Here is a 21054-nt window from a genome sequence, read left to right as displayed (position 1 = left end):
CACGTCATTATATATTCAAATGTTAGATAAAATCATTCAGTTTAGTATACGAAATAAATTCGTTATACTATTATTTACCCTTGTACTTATTGCCTGGGGAAGCTTCTCACTTAAAAAATTGCCGCTTGATGCCCTGCCTGATATCACCAATAATCAGGTTCAGATTATTACCACAGCGCCAACACTGGCAAGTCAGGAAGTCGAGCAGTTAATTACCTATCCGCTGGAGAGAGCTGTAAAAACAGTTCCCAATATTATAGAACTCCGCAGTATTTCCCGTTTTGGATTATCAGTCGTAACCGTGGTCTTTGAAGACGATGTCGATATTTACTGGGCGCGCGAACAAATATTCCAGCGTTTAAAAGAAGCCGAAGAAAACATTCCGGACTATGTAAATTCTCCCGAGTTAGCGCCTATTTCTACAGGTTTGGGAGAAATTTACCAATATGATGTTTATGCCAAAAAAGGCTATGAAAACAAATACAGCGCAGTCGAATTAAGAACCATTCAGGATTGGATTATTATTCCGCAATTGCAAGGAGTTAAAGGCGTTGCCGAAGTAAGTACCTGGGGAGGAAAACTAAAACAGTTCGAAATCGCCGTAAACCCAAATATGCTTAACAGCCTTGGTGTTACGATTACCGAAATTTTTGATGCTTTAGAAAAAAACAATCAAAATACAGGCGGTGCTTATATCGAAAAAGACCAATATACGTACTTTATCCGCGGTGTCGGAATGGCAAAAGGCGTAAAAGACCTTGAAAATGTAGTAGTAAAAAACCGCAATGGTTCGCCTGTTTTGGTTCGAAACGTAGCAAAAGTTCGTGAAGGCGTTGCGTTGCGTTACGGAGCATCAACAAAAGACGGAAAAGGAGAAATCGTTTCGGGAATGGTTTTAATGCTGAAAGGAGAAAACTCCAGTGCTGTTGTAAATCGTGTTCACGAAAAAATGGCTCAGATTAACAAAAGTCTTCCTGAAGGAGTAGCTGCCGAAGCTTTTATAGACAGAGGAAAACTGGTTGAAAACTCCATTAAAACTGTTGCTAAAAATTTATTAGAAGGAGCATTAATCGTGATTTTCGTCTTGATTTTATTCTTAGGAAATCTTCGTGCCGGGTTAATTGTTGCTTCGGTTATTCCGTTAGCAATGCTGTTTGCTGTGATTCTGATGAATGCCTTTGGCGTAAGCGGAAACTTGATGAGTCTTGGTGCAATAGATTTCGGAATTATAGTCGACGGCGCGGTAATTATTGTTGAAGCGACGATGCATCATCTGCAGAAATTCAAAAACAAAAAAGAACTAACGCAGGAAGAAATGGACGAAGAAGTTTATAATTCGGCTTCAAAAATCAGGAACAGTGCCGCCTTTGGTGAAATTATCATCTTAATAGTATATCTGCCAATTTTGGCTTTAATTGGAACCGAAGGAAAAATGTTTAAACCAATGGCGATGACGGTTGGTTTTGCGATTATTGGAGCTTTTATTCTTTCGCTGACCTATATCCCGATGATGAGTGCTTTATTTCTTTCTAAAAAAACAGAACACAAAGAAAACTTCAGCGATCGTATGATTGCGTGGTTGGAAAGCCGTTATACGCCATTATTGAAAAAAGCTTTAGAGTTTAAAAAAGTCGTGCTTTCTGCTGCCTTAGGATTATTCGCTTTGGCGTTTATCGTTTTCCAAAATATGGGAGGCGAATTTATTCCAACAATCGAAGAAGGCGATTTGGCAATTAACGCGACAATTATGACGGGAAGTTCGCTTACGCAGATGGTTGAAACGACGACCAAATACGAACAGATTCTGAAAGCAAAATTCCCTGAAATTAAAACCATCGTAACCAAAATAGGAAGCGGTGAAATCCCAACCGACCCAATGCCAATTGAAAGCGGGGATTTGATTATTGTTTTAAAAGACAAAAAAGAATGGAAAGGCAGATATCATAATTGGGTAGAACTGGCAAATGCCATGAAAGAAGAAATGGAAGTAATTCCGGGTGCGAATATTGAGATTTCTCAGCCAATTCAGATGCGTTTTAACGAATTGATGACGGGAAGCCGATCTGATATTGCAATCAAAATCTTTGGAGATGATTTGGAAATCCTGGATGCAAAAGCAGCAGAATTGATTTCAAAAATAAAAGGAATTGAAGGAATAGGAGATTTAAAAGCTGATAAAGTAACCGGATTACCGCAGATTACAGTTAAGTACGATTATGATAAAATTGCCCTTTACGGACTGGATATCTCAGACATCAACCAGATTATTCGTTCGTCTTTTGCGGGAGAAGTGGCCGGAAAGATTTACGACGAAAGCAAACGATTTGATGTTGTGGTAAGGATGGATGAGAACAATCGGGGCGATATTACAGATGTTAGCAATTTATTTATTCCGCTTCCGAGCGGTCAGCAAGTACCGCTTTCTCAAGTAGCTTCTGTCGAATATGAGCAAGGTCCTGTGCAAGTTATCCGCGAAGACGGAAAACGAAGAATTACCGTTGGTTTAAATGTCCGCGGAAGAGATATTCAAAGTGTTGTCGAAGAAATTCAGGCAAAACTGGATAAAAGTTTCAAACTTCCTGCGGGTTATTATGTTACGTATGGCGGACAATTTCAGAATTTAATCGAAGCTTCAGAAAGGCTTTCGGTTGCTTTGCCAATTGCTTTGGGACTGATTTTAGTCTTATTGTATTTTACTTTCAAAAGTGTTAAACAAGCGTTATTGATTTTTACTGCAATTCCGTTATCGGCTATTGGGGGAGTTTTAGCGCTTTCGCTGAGAGGAATGCCGTTTAGTATTTCGGCCGGAATTGGTTTTATCGCTTTATTCGGAATCGCGGTTTTAAACGGAATTGTACTGATTTCGTATTTCAACCAATTAAAATCTGAAGGAATTTCAGATGCATTCCAGAGAATTATTATTGGAACCAAAACACGTTTGCGTCCCGTTTTAATGACCGCAGCTGTAGCTTCATTAGGATTTATGCCAATGGCATTATCAACAAGCGGCGGGGCAGAAGTTCAGAAACCATTAGCAACGGTAGTAATCGGAGGTTTACTCTCAGCTACTTTATTGACTTTAATCGTTTTACCGATTTTGTATTTACTATTGGAGAAGTTTAATCGCAAGGATAATTAGTCAATGAGAAAATTTGATAATTAGATAATTTATTACTGCGTGTAGAAATAATTCCTCTCGCAGATTCTGCAGATTAAAGCAGATTTAATTTGATTTCAATGAATAAAAAATCTGTGTTTATCTGCTTAAATCTTTTTTAATCTGCGTGAAACAAAAAATATAAAAATGAAAAAATCAATATATAAAGATCAATCGAAAAAGTTTTGCTCCCGATGGCTATCGGGATTGCGGTTAAGCACATTTCTATTAGCAAGCACTGTAATATTTGCCCAGCAATCCATTAGCTTAGAAAAAGCAATAGAATTGGCCAAATCAAACAATATCGACTTAAAAATAGCCGATAAAGAAATCGAAAAACAAACCGTTCTTAAAAAAGCTGCTTTTCAGCCAGACCCTTTGCAGATTCAATATCAAGGCGGTCAATTTAATAGTGCCGATTACGATCATAACGTTTCGGTACAGCAGTTTTTTCCGTTAGGAAACATTACAAAAGCCAACCGACAATTGCAGGAAGAATTGGCAAAGCTAGCCGAAAAACGAAAAGCGCTGTCTTCGTATGAAATTGAAAAAGCGGTGACATTAGCGTATTATCAATATTTGTATGGCGTTTCGATTCAGAAACTCAATTCAGAATTGAACGATATTTACACGAAATTCCTAAAGAATGCCGAATTACGTTTTAAAACAGGAGAAAGCGGCAATATTGAAGTTATCAGCGCCAAAGCCAAAGTAAAAGAAATCGAAACACAAAAAGCGCAGTTAGAATACGATTTGAACATTTATCAGAAACAATTGCAGTTTTTTATTCAGACCGATGAAAATATTGTTCCGGATCAAAATACGGCTTTGCAATATGTTTTTGTAGAAAATCAGGGAAATACAAAAGCAGAAACTTTAATGACCGATTTTTACAATCAGCAGATTTCAGTTTATCAAAGAGAAGCCGGAACATTTAAAGCGTTGCGTACGCCAAAAGTAGGTTTAGGCTATTTTGCACAGACAATTGATGAAAAATCGCTGTTTCAGGGTTTTACGGCTGGATTGCAGATTCCGTTGTTTGGAGGTGTAAATACAACCAAAGCAAAAGCGGCGGAAATCAGTATTTCGCAGTCACAATTGGCTTTAGATAAAAATAAAATGATGCTGAATCTGCAAAGAGAAGAACTGCAAAATAACTTTGAAAAACAGCAGAAGAATTTGGCTTATTTCCAAAATGAAGGATCACAATATGCCAGTCAGATAATCGATACTGCCCAGAAAAGTTATGCCAATGGCGATATGAGTTACTGGTCCTATATCAGTTTTTTAAATCAGGCAATTGATATTAAAAAACAATTTGCAGAAGCAGCGCACAACTACAATCAAAGTGCGATCGAACTTCAATTTCCAACCTTCAAAAACAATTAAAAATGAAAAATATATCTAAATATTTAAACGTAATCTCGATAGCTATTGGGAGCAAAGTTTTTTCGCAAAGAAAATCAGCCTATAGCTTACTGCTTATAGCTTACTGCGGAATATTTATTTCCATGACGAGCTGTAATGAAAAGAAAACCGAAGAACCGCAGGAAGAAGAAAAAGAAACCACAGAAGTTGCTTTAACGGTTTCTCAATACAAAACAGTCGGTATTGAAACCGGAATTGTAGAAGATCGAAACCTAAATAAAATCATAAAAGCAAATGGTTATACGACAGTTCCTCCACAAAATTCTGCTGAGGTTTCGACTTTGATTGGCGGAACGGTAAAAGACATTTTTGTTTTAGAAGGAACATTCGTAAACAAAGGAAAAGTTTTGGCAACGATTCAAAATCTGGAAGTTATTGGCATGCAGGAAGATTACCAATCGGCTGTTGCGAATGTGGAATATCTGCAATTGGAATACAACCGCCAGAAAACATTGAGTGACGAAAATGTGAATCCGAGAAAGACTTTTCAGGAAGTAAAAGCCAAACTGGCAGCCGAAAAAGCCCGCGCGCAGGCAGCAAAAAATAAACTAGATGCTCTGCATGTCAATATAAAAGGAACGACATCGGTTGTACCAATTGTTTCGCCAATAAACGGTTTCGTCGGGAAAATTAATATCGCAAAAGGCGCTTTCGCTAATACAGGAGTTTCACTTTTTGAAGTCGTTGACAACAGTCAGATGCATTTGGATTTGAATGTGTATGAGAAAGATTTGGGCTCGATTTCAATTGGTCAGGTAATTGATTTTGTTTTGACGAATCAGTCGAATAAATCGATTAAGGGAAAGATTTTCGGAATCAATAAATCTTTTTCTAATGAAAGTAAAACTGTTGCCGTTCATGCTAAAATTGATCCTGCTGATGCAAAAGGACTGATTCCGGGAATGTACGTATCGGCTAATATCAATATTGTAAATGCGACAGTTCCGGCATTGCCAAAAGATGCCGTAGTAAGAAACGCTGATAAATATTTTGTTTTTATTCAGGAAGAAGGTCATGCAGAAGAAAAACATGATCACAAAGAAGGCGAAAAAGAAGAAGCTCACGAAGAAGAAATTCATTTTCAAGCCGTAGAAGTAATTCCGGGAACAACGGATTTAGGTTTTACAGAAGTGAAATTTGTAAATGATGTTCCTGCTAATGCTAAAATTGTGACGAAAGGTGCTTTTTATCTGCTTTCAGCAATGAAGGGCGGGGGAGAGCATTCGCATTGATTTTTTTTTAAGGTGCTGAGGTTCTAAGATGCTAAGGTGCTGAGTTTTTCTCTCATTTTATGTCATTTCGACGAAGGAGAAATCACACTAGAATTTCCATAAAGTGTATCGCCAATCTTTGTCGATTCCCGAGTGTGATTTCTCCCTCCGGTCGAAATGACAAATAGAGAGCGCTTATCGTCACTAAACAAAAAAAAACTTTGCGTCTTCGTGTCTTTGTGGCAAAAAAATGATACAAATTGCTTAAATTTAGGTCATTATTTAAACAAAGTTTCACTGAACTTGGAACATGAAACGTGAAACTTTAAAAGTTAAAAAAGTTATCCATGATACATCAAGATAAAGAAATAAAAAGCACAAAAAACAAAGCCAAACCCTCCTGCTGCTGTTCGCATGATGAACCTGTGCATTCAGAAAATGACGGACACGATCACGGAGGCCACGATCATGAACACAATGCAGGCGGAAATCTGTTTCAATTGTTTCTGCCATCGATACTATCATTTATTTTGCTGATTATCGGAATTGGTTTTGATAACTATTTTCCGCAGGACTGGTTTACAGGATATGTTAGAATTGCGTGGTATGCGATTGCGTATCTTCCGGTTGGATTTCCGGTTTTACGGGAAGCTTATGAAAGTATAGTAAAAGGAGATGTTTTCTCTGAGTTTTTCCTCATGTGTATTGCAACAATTGGTGCGTTTGCCATTGGCGAATATCCGGAAGGTGTTGCTGTAATGCTATTTTACACGATTGGAGAAAACTTTCAGGGAATGGCGGTTAACCGGGCAAAATCGAGTATTAAAAGTCTGCTCGATCAGCGTCCGGATGAGGTTCATGTTTTAGAAAACAATACAGCAGTAAAAGTCAAAGCCAAAGATGTTTCTATTGGAGCGATTATTCAGCTAAAAGCAGGAGAAAAGTTAGGTTTGGACGGCGAATTATTATCAGATTCGGCTTCGTTTAACACCGCAGCTTTAACAGGAGAAAGTAAACCTGATACTAAGAAAAAAGGTGAAACAGTTCTAGCCGGAATGATAAACGGAAATACGATTGCCGAAGTAAAAGTAACAACCGCTTATAATGACAGTAAATTGTCTAAAATTCTGGAATTGGTACAAAACGCCACAACCAAAAAAGCGCCGGCAGAATTATTCATTAGAAAGTTTGCTAAAGTCTATACGCCAATTGTGGTGTATCTGGCAATTGCAATTTGTCTGGTTCCAATGCTTTTTGTAGATAATTATGTTTTTAGCGACTGGTTGTACAGAGCTTTGGTTTTCCTGGTTATTTCTTGTCCTTGTGCATTGGTTATCAGTATTCCGCTTGGTTATTTTGGCGGAATCGGCGCAGCGAGTAAAAACGGAATCTTGTTTAAAGGAAGTAATTTTCTGGATAGTATTTCGACAATTCAGAATGTGGTGGTGGACAAAACCGGAACCATGACCGAAGGTGTTTTTAAAGTTCAGGAAGTCATTATAAAACCTGAATTTGATAAAACCGAAATCTTAAAACTGGTTAACGCTTTAGAAAGCCGAAGCACACATCCTGTGGCAACAGCGATTCATAATCATGTGGGCCCAATTGATTCTTCGTTAGAATTAAAAAACATTGAAGAAATTTCGGGACACGGGTTAAAAGCTTCTTATAACGAAAAAGAATTGTATGTTGGGAATTTTAAGCTTCTCGATAAATTCAATATTTCGTATGATATTGATCCGGCAGCTATTGTATACACAACAATAGCGATTGCTTACGAAGACAAATTTGCAGGTTATTTAACCATTGCCGATGAAATTAAAGAAGATGCGAAAGAAACGGTTTCTAAACTAAAATCGTTAGGTGTAAAACTGACTATGCTAAGTGGTGATAAAACCAATGTTGTAGAATTTGTAGCGAATAAACTCGGAATCACAAAAGCTTTTGGAGATTTACTTCCGGAGGATAAAGTGAACAAAGTCAACGAAATTAAAGCTAAAAACGAAACGATTGCTTTTGTTGGCGATGGTGTAAACGATGCGCCGGTAATCGCATTAAGCACGGTAGGAATTGCAATGGGAGGTTTAGGAAGCGACGCAGCAATCGAAACTGCCGATGTTGTAATTCAGGACGATAAACCAAGTAAAATCGCAATGGCAATCAACATTGGGAAACAAACCAAAAAAATTGTCTGGCAGAATATTACTCTAGCTTTTGTTGTAAAAGCTTTTGTATTAATTCTTGGTGCAGGCGGTCTTGCCACCATGTGGGAGGCTGTTTTTGCCGATGTAGGGGTTGCTTTGCTGGCGATTTTAAATGCTGTAAGGATCCAGAGAATGAGGTTTTAGAAAACTAATCTAAAGTTTAGATAAAAAAATCCCTTAATCTGGTAAATCTGTGCGAGACAAAAAAAAAGATTTTTCACGCAGATTTAGCAGATTAAAACAGATTTGATTTTTATTTAAATAAAAAAAAATCCTGAATCTGCTAAATCTGTAAGAGACAAAAAAACATTTAGAAGAAAAAGTTTATTTTTCTTCCCATTCTTTATCTGCAAATAAAAGGAGTTTGTTTGTTTTTATATGATCATATTGTTTTTGGGTGAGATATACAACTTTAGCATCCTGACCTCCTGTATACAATTCATAAAACTGACCTTTAAGTTTGTTTTCTGTTACAACAGATTTTACGAAATCAAAAAAATCAACATCTATCCAGTCGTTGTTAATTTTAAAAACTTTAGAATAAAATTTGTTTCCCAACTTGAATTTTAAAGTTGTTTTTCTTTTCTGTAAATCAAATTTGTTAGAGATATCAGTTGGATTGAATTCATTGCTTGAAAGTTGCGAAAATTCCTTTAACAACTCAGCATATGGGTCTTCAAGATTGCCAAGTTCTGTGTCATACCAATAAATCTTGTTAGGAAAAGCATTAAGGATTTCATTAAAATTACTGTTGTCTTGTTCTGCGACTTTTTGTTTTCCTTCATTAATCTGAGCTGTAGTTAAGTTTGCAAAAAAGCCAATTTTTATAAATTCATCAATTGTATTATCAATTTGGATGCTGGTTGGTTTACTGTTGAAATCCTCATAACTTACAAAAAAATAAGTTTCAGATTCATGAGATGCTTTTTCTTGTTCTTTCGTTAATGCCATTATTCCAAAAGCTTTATCTTCATCTTGACCATAAATTTTTACCTCATGAAGTCGGTAAGGAGAATGTAAATCGGCTAAAATTTTGTTGAAAATTTTATAATATTGCTGAGAATCTATTCCAATTCTAGAGTTTTTGTCTTTTGATGGGGTATGTAGATTATAAAAACTTTTTTGTTTATATATCTTTTTTCCAGATTCAATTGAAACAAGAAAATCATAAAATTTATTGTCTTCATCAGATATTTTATCATCCAGCACAACTTTAAAATCAAAATTGGTAAAAGCTAGTTCTGGAAGGATTTCAGAGGTTTGTTTATGAATAATTTCCAGATATTCTTCCGGTTGATCTGAATAATTCTTTGTATCAATAATTACCGTGTTGTCACAATATTTAAGTAAGTCAATTGGAGATTTTACTACCCCTTCCTCTATCCTTGTAATAAGACTTTGGTATTTTAATGTAATTATTTTATTATCTTTAAGTTTGTAAGCAGACTTTTTAAGTTTATCAGGTGCAATATAGTCTTCTCTTAGAGCTTGAAATGTAATGTCTTTAATAAATTCAAGTTGATAAGTATATTGATTATTATTTATTTTTTGTTGAAAAAGTTCAAATTGTTTTGCATCTATAAGTTCGGATTTCTTTAATTTAATAAGATAATCTGACAGAAGAACATTTATATTTTTTTGTTCTTCTACACTTAACTTCAGGCTTTCGATAACAATATTACTAGAGAAAACTTCAGAATAGGTATGTCCAGTTAATTTTTTGTACTCACACTGAAATAAGCCGTATAGGTACGAAGTGGTATTTTTTTCTTCTATTTGATTTAGAAAATTCGTGAAATCTTTTGCCTCTTTTTTTTCAAGAAGTTTGTTGTCAAGTAATTTTTGCAGCGTCATATTTTGTGATTGTGCGTTTGTAAAAACAACAGTTAAAAGAAATAGTAAGATTAGCGTAAGAATGTTTTTCATCTTTTTACTTTGCGTTTTTGTAGAACTTTAAAGTTTTCTTAGTTAAATCAAGTTTTACAATACCGCTTCTTATTCCAATAAATACATTTTCATTATTAAATGCCGCTATTGAGTTTGGGTATAAACCTTGCCAAAAGGTATTTTTGAAGACAATTTCCTTTTTGAAGTCTTTCACAATATAGAAATTTTTATAAGCGGCTATAAGAAGTTTATCTTTATAAATAGTAAAAGCTTGAGCAGCATCATCAAAATCCACTACTTTTTTGTATGGAAGGTTGTGTTCTTTGGTATTAACTTCATAGATAGTTCCTTCATTAATTCCCATATGAGCAAATCCTTCAATAAAATATACTTTACCCTTGTATAGAAATATAAATTTGATATTTCCTTTTTTAATTGTAATGGTATTTTGGCTGTCATTGGGTATAAAAGTTAGCTGACCGCCCCATTCACCATGATCTGTTCCTGAAAAAATACCTGATTTAGTTTCTAATCTGCACTCTCTTGTTTTTTCAGTATTTTTTTCAATTACAAGTTTGTTATTGACAATATTTACTTTAAAATCATTTTTGGAGTAATTCAATTTAAACCATTCTTTACTTTCTTTTTTTGGAATAGGAGTTTCTTTAAACTCTTTCGGAATTGCCATATTATTTTGTCCGCAGCAGGTCATCATATAGCAGACTAAAAAAGAAGAATGAAAAAGGATACTCTTTAAAATTTTTGACATATTAAAGGAAATTACTTATGATTAAGATGTAATGGTAAATATATCATATTTAATTATTAGAATTTCAGATTAATGATACTTTCATCATTCTCTAAGGTAATCTCAGTCGGGTTGCTTTCAGAAGGAGTTTGTGTCGGGTACCAATTTCGGTTTGGCTGTACAAGGATCAATAAACCTTCATGATCGCCAATGGCTGAGAATTTATCGGTATTTTCATTTTGAGAAAAGAAACGAAGCCCGTGTTCTGCGATTAATTGATTTCCTAATTCTAAGGGACTTTCAGTAACAATTCCAATTTCGCTTATATTTAAAATAGAAGCCGAATTGAATTCGCCAACTTGTTCGTTATTGAGATCGTGTCGTGCAATGAACTCCAGCAGATTTCCGTTAAGGTCATAAAAATAAACAGAATGTGCATTCCAGTTCTCAAAATGGGTAACGACACTTTTATCTTCCAAAACAATTAAATCGGCTTTGTCTTTGCACCACTGGATGGCTTCTTCCAACTGATTTTCGGGTATATTGAAAGCAAAATGATATATAGATTTAAAACCTGGATCTTCTGTAAATTTTAAAATTGAAGTTCCGGCCTGAAGCGTTATCGATTTTGAATCATTTTCCAGAATAAAGAGCCCTAATGTATTCTGATAAAATGTTTTAATTTTTTGAATATCGTTTGTTTTAATTTGTATCTGATCTATTTTCATGATGGTATTTTTTATAAAAGAAAGCGTTTTCTTTTTGTTATAAACAAATTTAAAAAATGAAGAATGCTTTATGACCAAAGTCTTATTCTAAGCTTCAATAAAAGCATAACAAATTAGTATCGGCACGTTTATCAAAGTATTGATTTTTGTGTTTGAAAGATCAGTTAAATGTAGAAAAACAGCGGTAAAATTTGTTTCAGAATTACAAAAAGATGTTTCATATTATAACATGCAACCTAAGAGTAATCGAAATAAAGATTTGTTTTTCAATGATGTAATAATTTTGTTTTTCAACATAAAGAACAAATTATGATAAAAGTGCTATCAACCTCAATAATGCTGTTTTTATGGTCTTTCGCTGTATTGGCGCAGATTAGTAAAAAAGACACATTGACTGAGAAAAAAGTAAAAGCCGTAGATTTTAATGTGATGCCGTATTTAAATTACAACCGGACACTTGATTTTATGTTTGGAGCCATCCCGATGATGATGTATAAAGTGGATAAAACGGATACTATTTCGCCTAAATCTTTGTCGGGTATTTCGGGAGTTTACACCACCAATAAATCTTATTTTATCGCTTCGTTTAACAAATGGTATTTTAAAGAAGACCGCTGGCGTGCCCAGTTTTTTGCAGCAACGGGCAATCAGAATGCGCAGTATTATGTAGATGATATTGATGTTCCTGATTTTTATGATTATGACACCAAAAAAACGATGGTGCATTTTACGGTGCTTCGGCGTATTATAAAGTCGTTGTATGGCGGACTGGGTTACGGATATGCGCATTACGACACAAAATACGAAGACAATATTGAACCCTCATCGATAACGCACACTAATGCTTTACAGCTTTTTGCAATGTACGATACGCGCGATGCGGTTTATTATCCCACAAAGGGAGACAAAATTAAACTACGCTGGCTTACTTATCCAAAATGGTTTGATAATATGACCGATGCCAATAAAATCTTTTCAGAATATAATACCTATATCCCATTCAGAACCGGAACGGATGTTTTGGCTGCCCGTTTTTCGGGTAAGTTCGGATTGGGAAATATTTCTTTTGAACAGCAGGTAACCATTGGAGGAAATGATATTAGAGGCTATTCCGAAGGCAAATACCGCGGAGATGGTCTGATGGATCTGCAGGCAGAATATCGATATAATTTCCACAAAAAAATGGGAATCGTGGGTTTTGCAGGCGTGGCAACTATTTACGGATCAGATACTGAAAATTTCAACTGGAAAATGTATCCCGGAGCAGGAGCAGGATTTCGATACAAAGCTTTTAAAACCGAAAAATTCAATGTAGGTCTGGATGCTGCTGTGGGAAAATGCGATTGGGGATTGTATTTTCGTTTAGGTGAGGCTTTTTGAGAATTTAGTCTGGTATAAAAAAAGCCTGTTTTACAAGAAAACAGGCTTTTCGGATTTGCAGATTTTAGGGCAGAAATCGTTTATTTTTGCTTTTGCTTATTTTTATAAGCATTTTTTTTGAGTTCTATTACTTCAGGATTATTTGTAAAAGCGAACAGCAGTAATTTGTCTGCCGGCATTGTTTTTACTTCTTCTTTGTTAAATTTCTGAAATAATGTATCTCTTAAATTTTGAATTTCAGCTGCAACTTTAGAATCATTTTTGTTCAGTAACTCCTGAAGTCTGTAAGGCTGTTTAATTTTTAGTTTTTTCGCGATAGCCGCAACTTCATCTTCACTTTTCCATACATGATGACCAACCCTTTTCCAGGTGTAGCAGATTCTATGTTCGGCGATTCTTTCTGCGTCCCAATCTTTAAATTCAGCCATTAAAACCACACCCAGAGAATCCCGATATTTGTTTAGTCTTTCAGGTATGAATTTGTACTCAATAACCGTTTTTTCATAAACCTCTTTCGGTATCTTGATTTTGTAATTCTTGTCTAAATATTTGTACTTATATTTTAGAAAATCAATTTTGGTAAGGGAATCAATTTTAGCATCTCTTTTTTGTAAAAATTCCTGAGTAATCTCTTGTGAAAACAAACAGTTACAGGCAAAAAAGAATAAAAAGAAGATTTTTAATGATTTCATAATAAGTTGGTTTTAATTCGTTATTTTGGCATTTCTGGTATGATCATTCTTCTTGTCGGTGTGCTTAAAGTTTCGATAAAAGCCAGAAGATCGCTGATTTCTTCTTTACTCAAATCTAGTTTTCTAAGCATCGGGTCTACTTTAGGAATCAGTGAATCTCGTGCTGTTCCCAGATATTTTTTCTGAACCGGAGATGGATTTCCTAAATTGTACAATTCTACAACATCCAGTAGAGTAGGGAAGTGCCCGTGATGCATCCATGGTTTGGTGTTTACTACTTCGCGCAATGTCGGCGTTCTGAATTTGCCAATATCTTTTACATCTTTGGTTACATTATAACGTCCGAAATCTTCATTTTTGGTTCCGAATAAAGTCTGCCCGTCATTATGAAACTGATTATCGCTGAAATAAGGTGTATTGTGGCAGTTGATGCATTGTGCTTTGGTTCTGAACAAATGCAGTCCTTTAACCTGCTGATCTGTATAAATATCTGATTTACCGCTTACAAACTGGTCGAATTTACTTTTCGGACTGTTAATTGATCTTTCGAAAGTAGCAATCGCATACTGGATTCTTTCCAGAGTTACTTTCTTATCTCCAAAAGCAGCTGTAAATAACGGATTATACCCTTTGATTTTCGCGATTTTATCAACGGCAATTGTCAGTTTTTCATTCATTTCTAAAGGATCGGCAACAGGAAACTGCGCCTGATCTTCTAAACTTGAAGCTCGTCCATCCCAAAATAAAGAGGTGGCATACGCCGAGTTTAAAATCGTCATCGAGTTACGTTTACCGGTCTGGCGGTCATGACCAAAAGAACGGGTAAGGTTATCTGTCCAGCCCAATTCAGGATTATGACAGGAAGCACAGGCAATCTGACCGCTTTTAGATAATCTTGGGTCAAAAAATAGCACCTTCCCTAAACTTTCCTTTTCTTTCGAATACGGATTATAAGCGGGATAGGGAACGGCAGGCAGTACGCCGATATCCTCAAATTTAGTTTTATCGATGTTTTCGTGTAATTCGGCTGCAGGCCATTTTGAAGCATCGCCGCCGGAATAGAGTTTTCGCAATTCCTGAATATCAATGTAGTCAGGGTTTTCCACGCTTTTATAAGCCGTTAAGCTCAGCAGGAACAGGACAGGGAGGATTAATTTTTTCAACTTTGTTTTTTTTTGTTTTTTTGTTTCAGGTTTCAGGTTTCATGTTCCGCAGTAGCTTATAATTTGGAACCTCAAACTTGAAACCATTTATTTTTTTAGCCGTCAAAAGCTTTGTCAAAGTTTTACACTTTGATAAAGCTCCTGAAAACTGAGACTGCGACAGTAAACTAATACTATGACAGTAAATTGACCACTAGAGCGTAACCTCCTTAGGACAGTCGATGCTTAAAGCAGCAGGTTTTGGATAGGTTCTGTTGTTATACATTCTGTATTGAGCTGTAACCGTTCCTCCAAATAATGCATCATTAGTCAATTTTAGTTCAAAAGTAATTTCGAATAAACCAGTACTAATTTCTTTATACGTTCCTGCTCCTGAAATAGCAATGATGTGACTGTTTTTATTGCTTCCGGTAATTGTAATATATTGCGGAATTACCAGTACATTTCCATTCGTTTTGCTGTTTCCGTTTTCAGGGAAAAATTCTAAAGCCGATGTAATATTGAATCCCGGAGAGTTTGCAGCGGTTGTACTTTCGTTAGAAAACCATCTTTTCAGGTTGAATGAATTTGTGGTATTGGTTCCGGATGCTACGTTAAAACCAATTCTGAAGGCGTCATGATACACATCATCATTTGGATCTGCGGTTCCTTTATCACTATATAAAATTGCATTTTCATGATCTTTTGTAACGACAACCGGGAAAGTAAAGGCGTTATAAGCCTGCCATGCACAAGCTCCATTTCTGTCAAACCATGTTTCACCATACGTTAGATAAAATTGATTCGTTAAGTCATAAAACTTAGATGCAGGATTTGCATTTATATCCCTTGATGATTTTATAGGTTTTACGATCTGCATAATAGTATTTCCTGTTGCAGTATAATCTCCGGCATTAACTAATGAAATTGCTGTTTCATAATATACATCGTCGTTTTGAATATCTTCTAAAAGCGTAAAATGATACGTAACAGAGTTACTGTTTTCTTTAAATTCATCATGAGTTATAGAATAATTAAATCCGTCCAAAGATTTAAATATTTCAAGGTTTTCCATTTCAGAAGGGAAGTATCCATTAGGGAAATTAACATTAAAATCAAACTTTTCACCAGCTTCTCCTTTTATCACAAATTGGTTTACCGGAAATGTATAATTGGTAGCAATAGTGCCAAGATCAATTTTGAAAGTATCATTTTTATTTTCATTTAAATTTCCAATATGAACATCCGGATTTGATACAGTTTCGAGTTTTAAAGTGATGTTTTGATTTTCCTGCCATCTTTTATTAAAAGAAATAAAAATAGTATCTGTTAATTTACTTCCTTCAAACACAAGTTCGTTTACCGGATTTATTCTAAAACCTTCGCTTTCGCCGGATATTGTAGTGCTGAAATTAGCTGTAACAGCTTCATTTAGTGAATATGCAGTTAGTGCAACAGGAACTTTTAATGTTTTTATCGATTTATTTACATAATTGGACTGAGCAACTAAAGCACCATTTGACGCAGGATATTCCAGTGGTGTATTGTCGCTTTTTACCAAAAAGTTAAATCTCAGGTGTGGTTCTGCCTGAGACCCCAGTTTATAATCGTCTTTAGAGCACGAAATTATAAATGATGCAGTCAGGGCTAGTATGCTGAATATCTTAATACGATTCATTTTGCTGTAAGTTTTCATTAAGATTAGTGTTATAGAGTGGAATTGGTAAAACAAATTTTAGAGAAGGATAGGTGATGCTGCAATTGTTTGATACACAACCGTCGTTTCTGGTAATTCCCATGTGATTACGAGTCAAATCAAAGAAAAACTGTCCTTCGAAACATAATTCTTTTCTTCTTTCCAAAAGAATATCTTCTTTTAAGTTTGCAGTACTGGTAAGCAGCGAAGCATTGGCACGTGCACGAATAATATTAATATCTGCCAGTGCAAGATCTGATCGGTTGTTTTCGAATGCGGCCTCGGCGCGTATAAGATACATTTCACTTAATCTAAAAGCTACATAACCTGCATTGTCCTGGTATTTTTTTGTGAAATTATAGCTCATATCTCTACGTACGCCATTTACCAAAGTAGATAAAGGAGTCGTTACAAATAATTGTTTTCTAATGTCGTTATTTTCATATAAATCGATAAGGTCATTTGAAGCCGTATATCTTGCATAAGTGGATCCATTATATCCAAAGTTCGATGACATGGACGATGAGACAGTACCTTCAGAATCTTTCGAAATAGAAAATTCCATTAATGTTTCAGAGAGAGGCAGATCCGGATCTGACCATTGCGCAGCCAAATCAGAAGAACTTACCAAGGTGAAACCGGAATTCGTAATCACATCATTTGCTGTTTCGTAAGCATTAACCCAGTCTCTTTTATAAAGATAAACTCTCGCAAGCAGTGCTTTCGTATTGTTTTTATTGAAAAATGAATAAGATGGTCCTGCCAGAGATGAAGTGTCGGAATAATTCTCTAAAGCTGTTTTTAAATCATCAATAATCAGAGCATACGTTTCAGCAGCCGTCTTTCTTGCAGGATACTTAACGCCGGACTTGATGGATTCTGTATTATAAACAATTCCCGGATGTGAAGCATCTGTAGTATAGCTGTAATTCTGGCTGTATACTAATGCCAATAAAAAATGTGTATACGCTCTTATGGTCAGAGCCTCTGCCTTAATTTTGTTTTTTTCGGTTTCAGTTGCATCAGGCAGAGAAGGAATATATTCTAAAATTAAATTAGCTTGATTAATAATGTCATAGCTTTCACCATAAAACAGGTTGAAATTACTTGTTTCCGCTAAATCTTCAAATGAATATACTTCTCTTATATTTAAAGGAGCTGTAATTTGTCCGGTGGAAGAAATAGGGCTGAATTTGATGTTTCCTCCTTGTAAATCAGCATATACAGCAAAGCGTTCTCCTCTTACATTTGCTTCGAGCTCATTGTAAATTCCGTTTAAAGCTCTTAAAACACCTTGTTTATTCTGTAAAAGTTCGTCAATAGAGGTTCTCAAACCTGGTTCCTGTTCCAAAAAGTCGCTGCAGCTTTGTACTGAAAAAATCAGGAAGGCAATTGTTATATATTTTAAATATTTCATTTTCTTAAAATTTAGCATTAACACCAAGTGAAATTGTTCTGGCCTGCGGATAAGTATAGCTTAACTCCCTTATTCCGTTCATACCTTTAGGGCTTTTTTCTTTGTACCAATATGCAACGTTGGTAGCGTCTGCAAATACTGTAAGAGCATCCAGAAATGAATTTTTTAAAGGCACATTATAACTTAAGTTCACATTGCTCAGTCTTACATAAGTGGCATCATATACATATTTGCTAAGATTTGGTACAATAGGATTATTTGTAACTGCCGGCTGTGATACTATATCTCCCGGTTTTCTCCAGTAATCGTAAGCATTAACAGAAAGATTTCGGTCAGATGTATTTGAATATTTATCGATAAGAACATCCTGAGCAAGGAAATCACCTCCAATTTGGAAATCACCTCTAAAAGATAAAACCAGATTATTATAAAAAGAAAAACTATTGTAAAAACCACCATAAGCATCCGGCTGTCTGTCTCCAATAGGTTCCCAGTCTGCTATAGAATACAAGGATCTGTAAGTCATAATATCGTATACTTTACCATTCTTTTCAACAAGGTTTCTTCCTGTTGCAGGATCAACCCCAACCCAGTTTATCCCCCAGATTGTAGTGGTGCTGTAACCAATTTTTTGGGCAAGTGCCACTTCGGCTTGAGAATAATCACTTCCCAAACCTTTTAAAGCAGTTACTTTATTTTGTACAGTCGAAATATTAAAAGATGTAATCCATTTAAAAGCGTCGCTTGTTACCCATTTAATTCGGGTAGAAAATTCAAAACCTCTATTGTACATATCAGCAGCATTTAACTGAAGTGAACTGTAACCCGTTTCAGTAGGAATGTCTCTTGTTGTAATCAAATCGCTTAGAGCGTTATAATAATATTCAACGGATAATTCTACACGTTTAAAAACATTAAAATCGATTCCGGCATTGAACTTAGTGTTCTTTTCCCAGCTTAAACTGCCATTTGGTGCTGTATCAGTTGTTGCGCCATCTAAGCCATTATAGCCGTTTTGCTGCAGGTTATACAAACCTTTAGAACGGTAAGAACCAATTCTTGAATTTCCTGTTGAACCGTAGCTGGTTTTTAATTTTAAGAAATCAATCCAAGTATTCTTGTCAAGAAATTTCTCGTTGCTGATTATCCAGCTTGCTCCGGCACCGCCGTTTAGCGCAACGTTTGAATCGACACCAAAAACAGAACTTTCGTCACGACGGAAATTAGCAAGGAAATAATAACGTTTTTTATAATTGTAGTTTGCCTGAGCAAATGCTGAAACTCTGGAATTATAGCTGATGTCATTACCAAAAGTCTGATTGTCTTTTGATTCGTCTTCCGGCGTATTTGGATTGTCATCCTTAATAGCATCAGATATAGCATTAATTTTATACGGATTTACAAATCCTAAGGCAGACTGATAATTGAAATTAGTTTTATCTTCGGCAAGTTCAAAACCAATAATACCATCTATACCGTGGTTTTCATTCAGTTGTTTTTCAAACAAAAGCTGTCCCTGCCAGTTCCATTTAGTAGAGTTTCTTTCATTTATAAGTCGGCGTCCCCATCTTGAATACGTAGTACCGTCTAAAACAAAAGTATTGGGAAATCTTCCGCTTTCATTTTCAGCAGAAAAATAACGATCCTGTTCTTTATCTGTATAATCAATACCAAAAAGAGTTGAGAATTTTAAAGCTTTACTAAATTTATAATTCAAATTTAAGCTTCCTAAAATTCCATAAGTATTACTTTCATTTTTATTCTGTTCAATTGCCGCAAGAGGATTTCCTCTGGTGATACCGCTTGAACCTAAGAAAGAATAAGAACCATCTTCATTATAAGGAGATAAAGTAGGAAGGTAGGCGAAAGTATAGAAAATATTTGGAGCATGTTTTTGAACATAACTTGGATTAAGCATTAAATTAATGTCCAGTTTTTTATGGTTGAATCCAAGGTTAATCCCTGCATTTAATTGTTTAGTATCATTACCAAATTGCGGTTCATCAATTTTTGTATAATTGATACTTGTTCTGTATGAAAACTTTGAAGTAGCTCCCGAAACATTAAAATTGTATTTATTATAAACTCCGGTTTTGTTTAAGAGACTAAACCAATCTGTGTTAACACCATTATACGGAGTTAGGGCAGTTCCCGGAGAGGTATTTTTTAAGTATTCATTGCGCAATTCATTATACTGTTCGCCATTTAAATATTTAATTTGATTAATCGCTGAAGAAATACCCAGCTGATTAGAAAAACCAAATTTTGCTTTACCTTTTTTACCTTTTTTGGTAGTAATTATAATTACACCATTTGCTCCGTCAGCACCATAAATACCCACGGCAGCCGCATCTTTTAAAACCGAAAGACTTTCGATATTTTCCGGTGCAATTTTCATTAATGGATTCATAAAGTTTTCAGTAGCATCACCGTTTCCGCTAAAATAGTTACTGTCAATTCCAAATTCTTCACTCATCACAACACCGTCAACAATAAAGAGAGGCTGCGTTGAAGTTCCTGTTTTTGAATTTGTAAAAGAAGGAAGCGTTCCCTGACCACGAATATTAATTTTTACGGGACCACCGACTCCTGAAGTATTTTCAACTAAAACTCCCGGAATCTGACCTGTAATCATTTTATCGAAACTTTCAGAAGCCTGTTCAACCGCAATATCTTTTGCATACAAAGTCGAAATACTCCCCACAATTTCTTCTTTTAATTTTTCAGTTCCGTAAGACGAAGTGATCACAACCGGATTCAGCTCATCTGCAGCTTCTTTAAGATTGAAAACAAAATTTTTCTTGTTATCCGCTTTTTGAGATTGTGTTTCCATTCCTAAAAAGCCCACTTCAAGAACCTGATCAGGAATGTTGTTTCCTTTTAATAGATACACAAATTTTCCGTTAAAGTCGGTTATAGCGCCCATTCCGGTTCCTTTTATACGTACTGTGGCGCCCGGAAGAGGCAGTTTGCTCTTGCTGTCAAACACTATTCCGCTGATCAGTCTTTGGGTTTCCTGACCTGTTGCATCTGAAGTGTCAGGAAGTGAACTGGTTAATAAAACCTGTTTTTTCTGAATGTAAAACGAAATGTTTCTGCCTTTTAATAACTGCGTTAAAGCAGTCTCCAAAGCCGCGTTTTTTACATCTAAATCAGCCAGTTGTTCGGCGTCAATTTTTCTTGCATTATAAATGATTCTAAAATCAGTCTGCTCTTCAATCGATTTGATAATTAGACTGATAGGTTTGTTTTTGGCTTGTAATGTAATTAATTTATTCTGAGAAAATCCTTTAAATCCAGATATAAGTATGGCTAAGAAAAACAGAATTTTTCTTAAAACGGGTTGTATCGTAAATGTCATGTT

Annotated in this window: 13 protein-coding genes; 5 read left to right on the top strand and 8 right to left on the bottom strand. The window is 35.4% G+C overall.

The annotated features are described in order from the left end of the window. Window positions 1-19 precede the first annotated feature (19 nt). The 4 genes from OZP11_RS04930 (at window position 20) to OZP11_RS04915 (ending at window position 8144) form a co-directional block, all read left to right on the top strand. Window positions 20-3139: an efflux RND transporter permease subunit gene (locus OZP11_RS04930; protein WP_281234115.1), complete on the top strand. Its 3120-nt coding sequence runs from the start codon at window positions 20-22 to the stop codon at window positions 3137-3139. A 165-nt stretch (window positions 3140-3304) separates the two neighbouring features. After that, window positions 3305-4546, top strand: a complete 1242-nt coding sequence (locus tag OZP11_RS04925; protein WP_281234114.1) for a TolC family protein — start codon at window positions 3305-3307, stop codon at window positions 4544-4546. Window positions 4547-4548: 2 nt separating this feature from the next. Further along, window positions 4549-5817, top strand: coding sequence for an efflux RND transporter periplasmic adaptor subunit (locus OZP11_RS04920; protein ID WP_281234113.1), 1269 nt, complete (start codon window positions 4549-4551; stop codon window positions 5815-5817). Between the two features lie 326 nt (window positions 5818-6143). Next, complete coding sequence (locus tag OZP11_RS04915; RefSeq protein WP_281234112.1) at window positions 6144-8144, top strand: heavy metal translocating P-type ATPase; 2001 nt, start codon at window positions 6144-6146, stop codon at window positions 8142-8144. Window positions 8145-8324: 180 nt separating this feature from the next. On the opposite strand, the gene OZP11_RS04910 is transcribed toward OZP11_RS04915, so the two are convergent. The 3 genes from OZP11_RS04910 to OZP11_RS04900 are packed head-to-tail and all read right to left on the bottom strand — an operon-like array spanning window position 8325 to window position 11363. Then, on the bottom strand, window positions 8325-9926 hold the full coding sequence (locus tag OZP11_RS04910; RefSeq protein ID WP_281234111.1) for a hypothetical protein: 1602 nt from the start codon (window positions 9924-9926) through the stop codon (window positions 8325-8327). A 4-nt stretch (window positions 9927-9930) separates the two neighbouring features. After that, window positions 9931-10656 (bottom strand): hypothetical protein, encoded by a 726-nt coding sequence (locus tag OZP11_RS04905; protein ID WP_281234110.1) that lies wholly within the window; start codon window positions 10654-10656, stop codon window positions 9931-9933. Window positions 10657-10712: 56 nt separating this feature from the next. Further along, a complete protein-coding gene (locus tag OZP11_RS04900) occupies window positions 10713-11363 on the bottom strand; it encodes a VOC family protein (protein WP_281234109.1) in 651 nt (216 codons plus the stop codon). 309 nt (window positions 11364-11672) lie between these two features. Between OZP11_RS04900 and OZP11_RS04895 the strand changes: the two genes are divergently transcribed. Next, window positions 11673-12743 (top strand): BamA/TamA family outer membrane protein, encoded by a 1071-nt coding sequence (locus OZP11_RS04895; protein ID WP_281234108.1) that lies wholly within the window; start codon window positions 11673-11675, stop codon window positions 12741-12743. 80 nt (window positions 12744-12823) lie between these two features. Here OZP11_RS04895 and OZP11_RS04890 read toward each other — a convergent pair whose 3' ends face one another. The 5 genes from OZP11_RS04890 to OZP11_RS04870 all read right to left on the bottom strand — a co-directional run bounded on the left by OZP11_RS04890 (window position 12824) and on the right by OZP11_RS04870 (window position 21051). Next, window positions 12824-13435 (bottom strand): hypothetical protein, encoded by a 612-nt coding sequence (locus OZP11_RS04890; protein ID WP_281234107.1) that lies wholly within the window; start codon window positions 13433-13435, stop codon window positions 12824-12826. Between the two features lie 20 nt (window positions 13436-13455). After that, complete coding sequence (locus OZP11_RS04885; protein WP_281234106.1) at window positions 13456-14598, bottom strand: cytochrome-c peroxidase; 1143 nt, start codon at window positions 14596-14598, stop codon at window positions 13456-13458. Between the two features lie 193 nt (window positions 14599-14791). Continuing rightward, on the bottom strand, window positions 14792-16273 hold the full coding sequence (locus tag OZP11_RS04880) for a hypothetical protein (protein WP_281234105.1): 1482 nt from the start codon (window positions 16271-16273) through the stop codon (window positions 14792-14794). Further along, window positions 16242-17690: a RagB/SusD family nutrient uptake outer membrane protein gene (locus tag OZP11_RS04875; protein ID WP_281234104.1), complete on the bottom strand. Its 1449-nt coding sequence runs from the start codon at window positions 17688-17690 to the stop codon at window positions 16242-16244. The genes OZP11_RS04880 and OZP11_RS04875 overlap by 32 nt, the downstream gene beginning before the upstream one ends. Before the next feature lie 4 nt (window positions 17691-17694). Beyond that, window positions 17695-21051, bottom strand: coding sequence for a SusC/RagA family TonB-linked outer membrane protein (locus OZP11_RS04870; protein WP_281234103.1), 3357 nt, complete (start codon window positions 21049-21051; stop codon window positions 17695-17697). Between the last annotated feature and the right edge of the window lie 3 nt (window positions 21052-21054).

Source organism: Flavobacterium gelatinilyticum, assembly GCF_027111295.1.
Classification (GTDB): Bacteria; Bacteroidota; Bacteroidia; order Flavobacteriales; family Flavobacteriaceae; genus Flavobacterium; species Flavobacterium gelatinilyticum.
The sequence above is the reverse complement of the archived record's forward strand: the minus strand, read 5'-3'. Positions and strand labels throughout refer to the sequence as shown.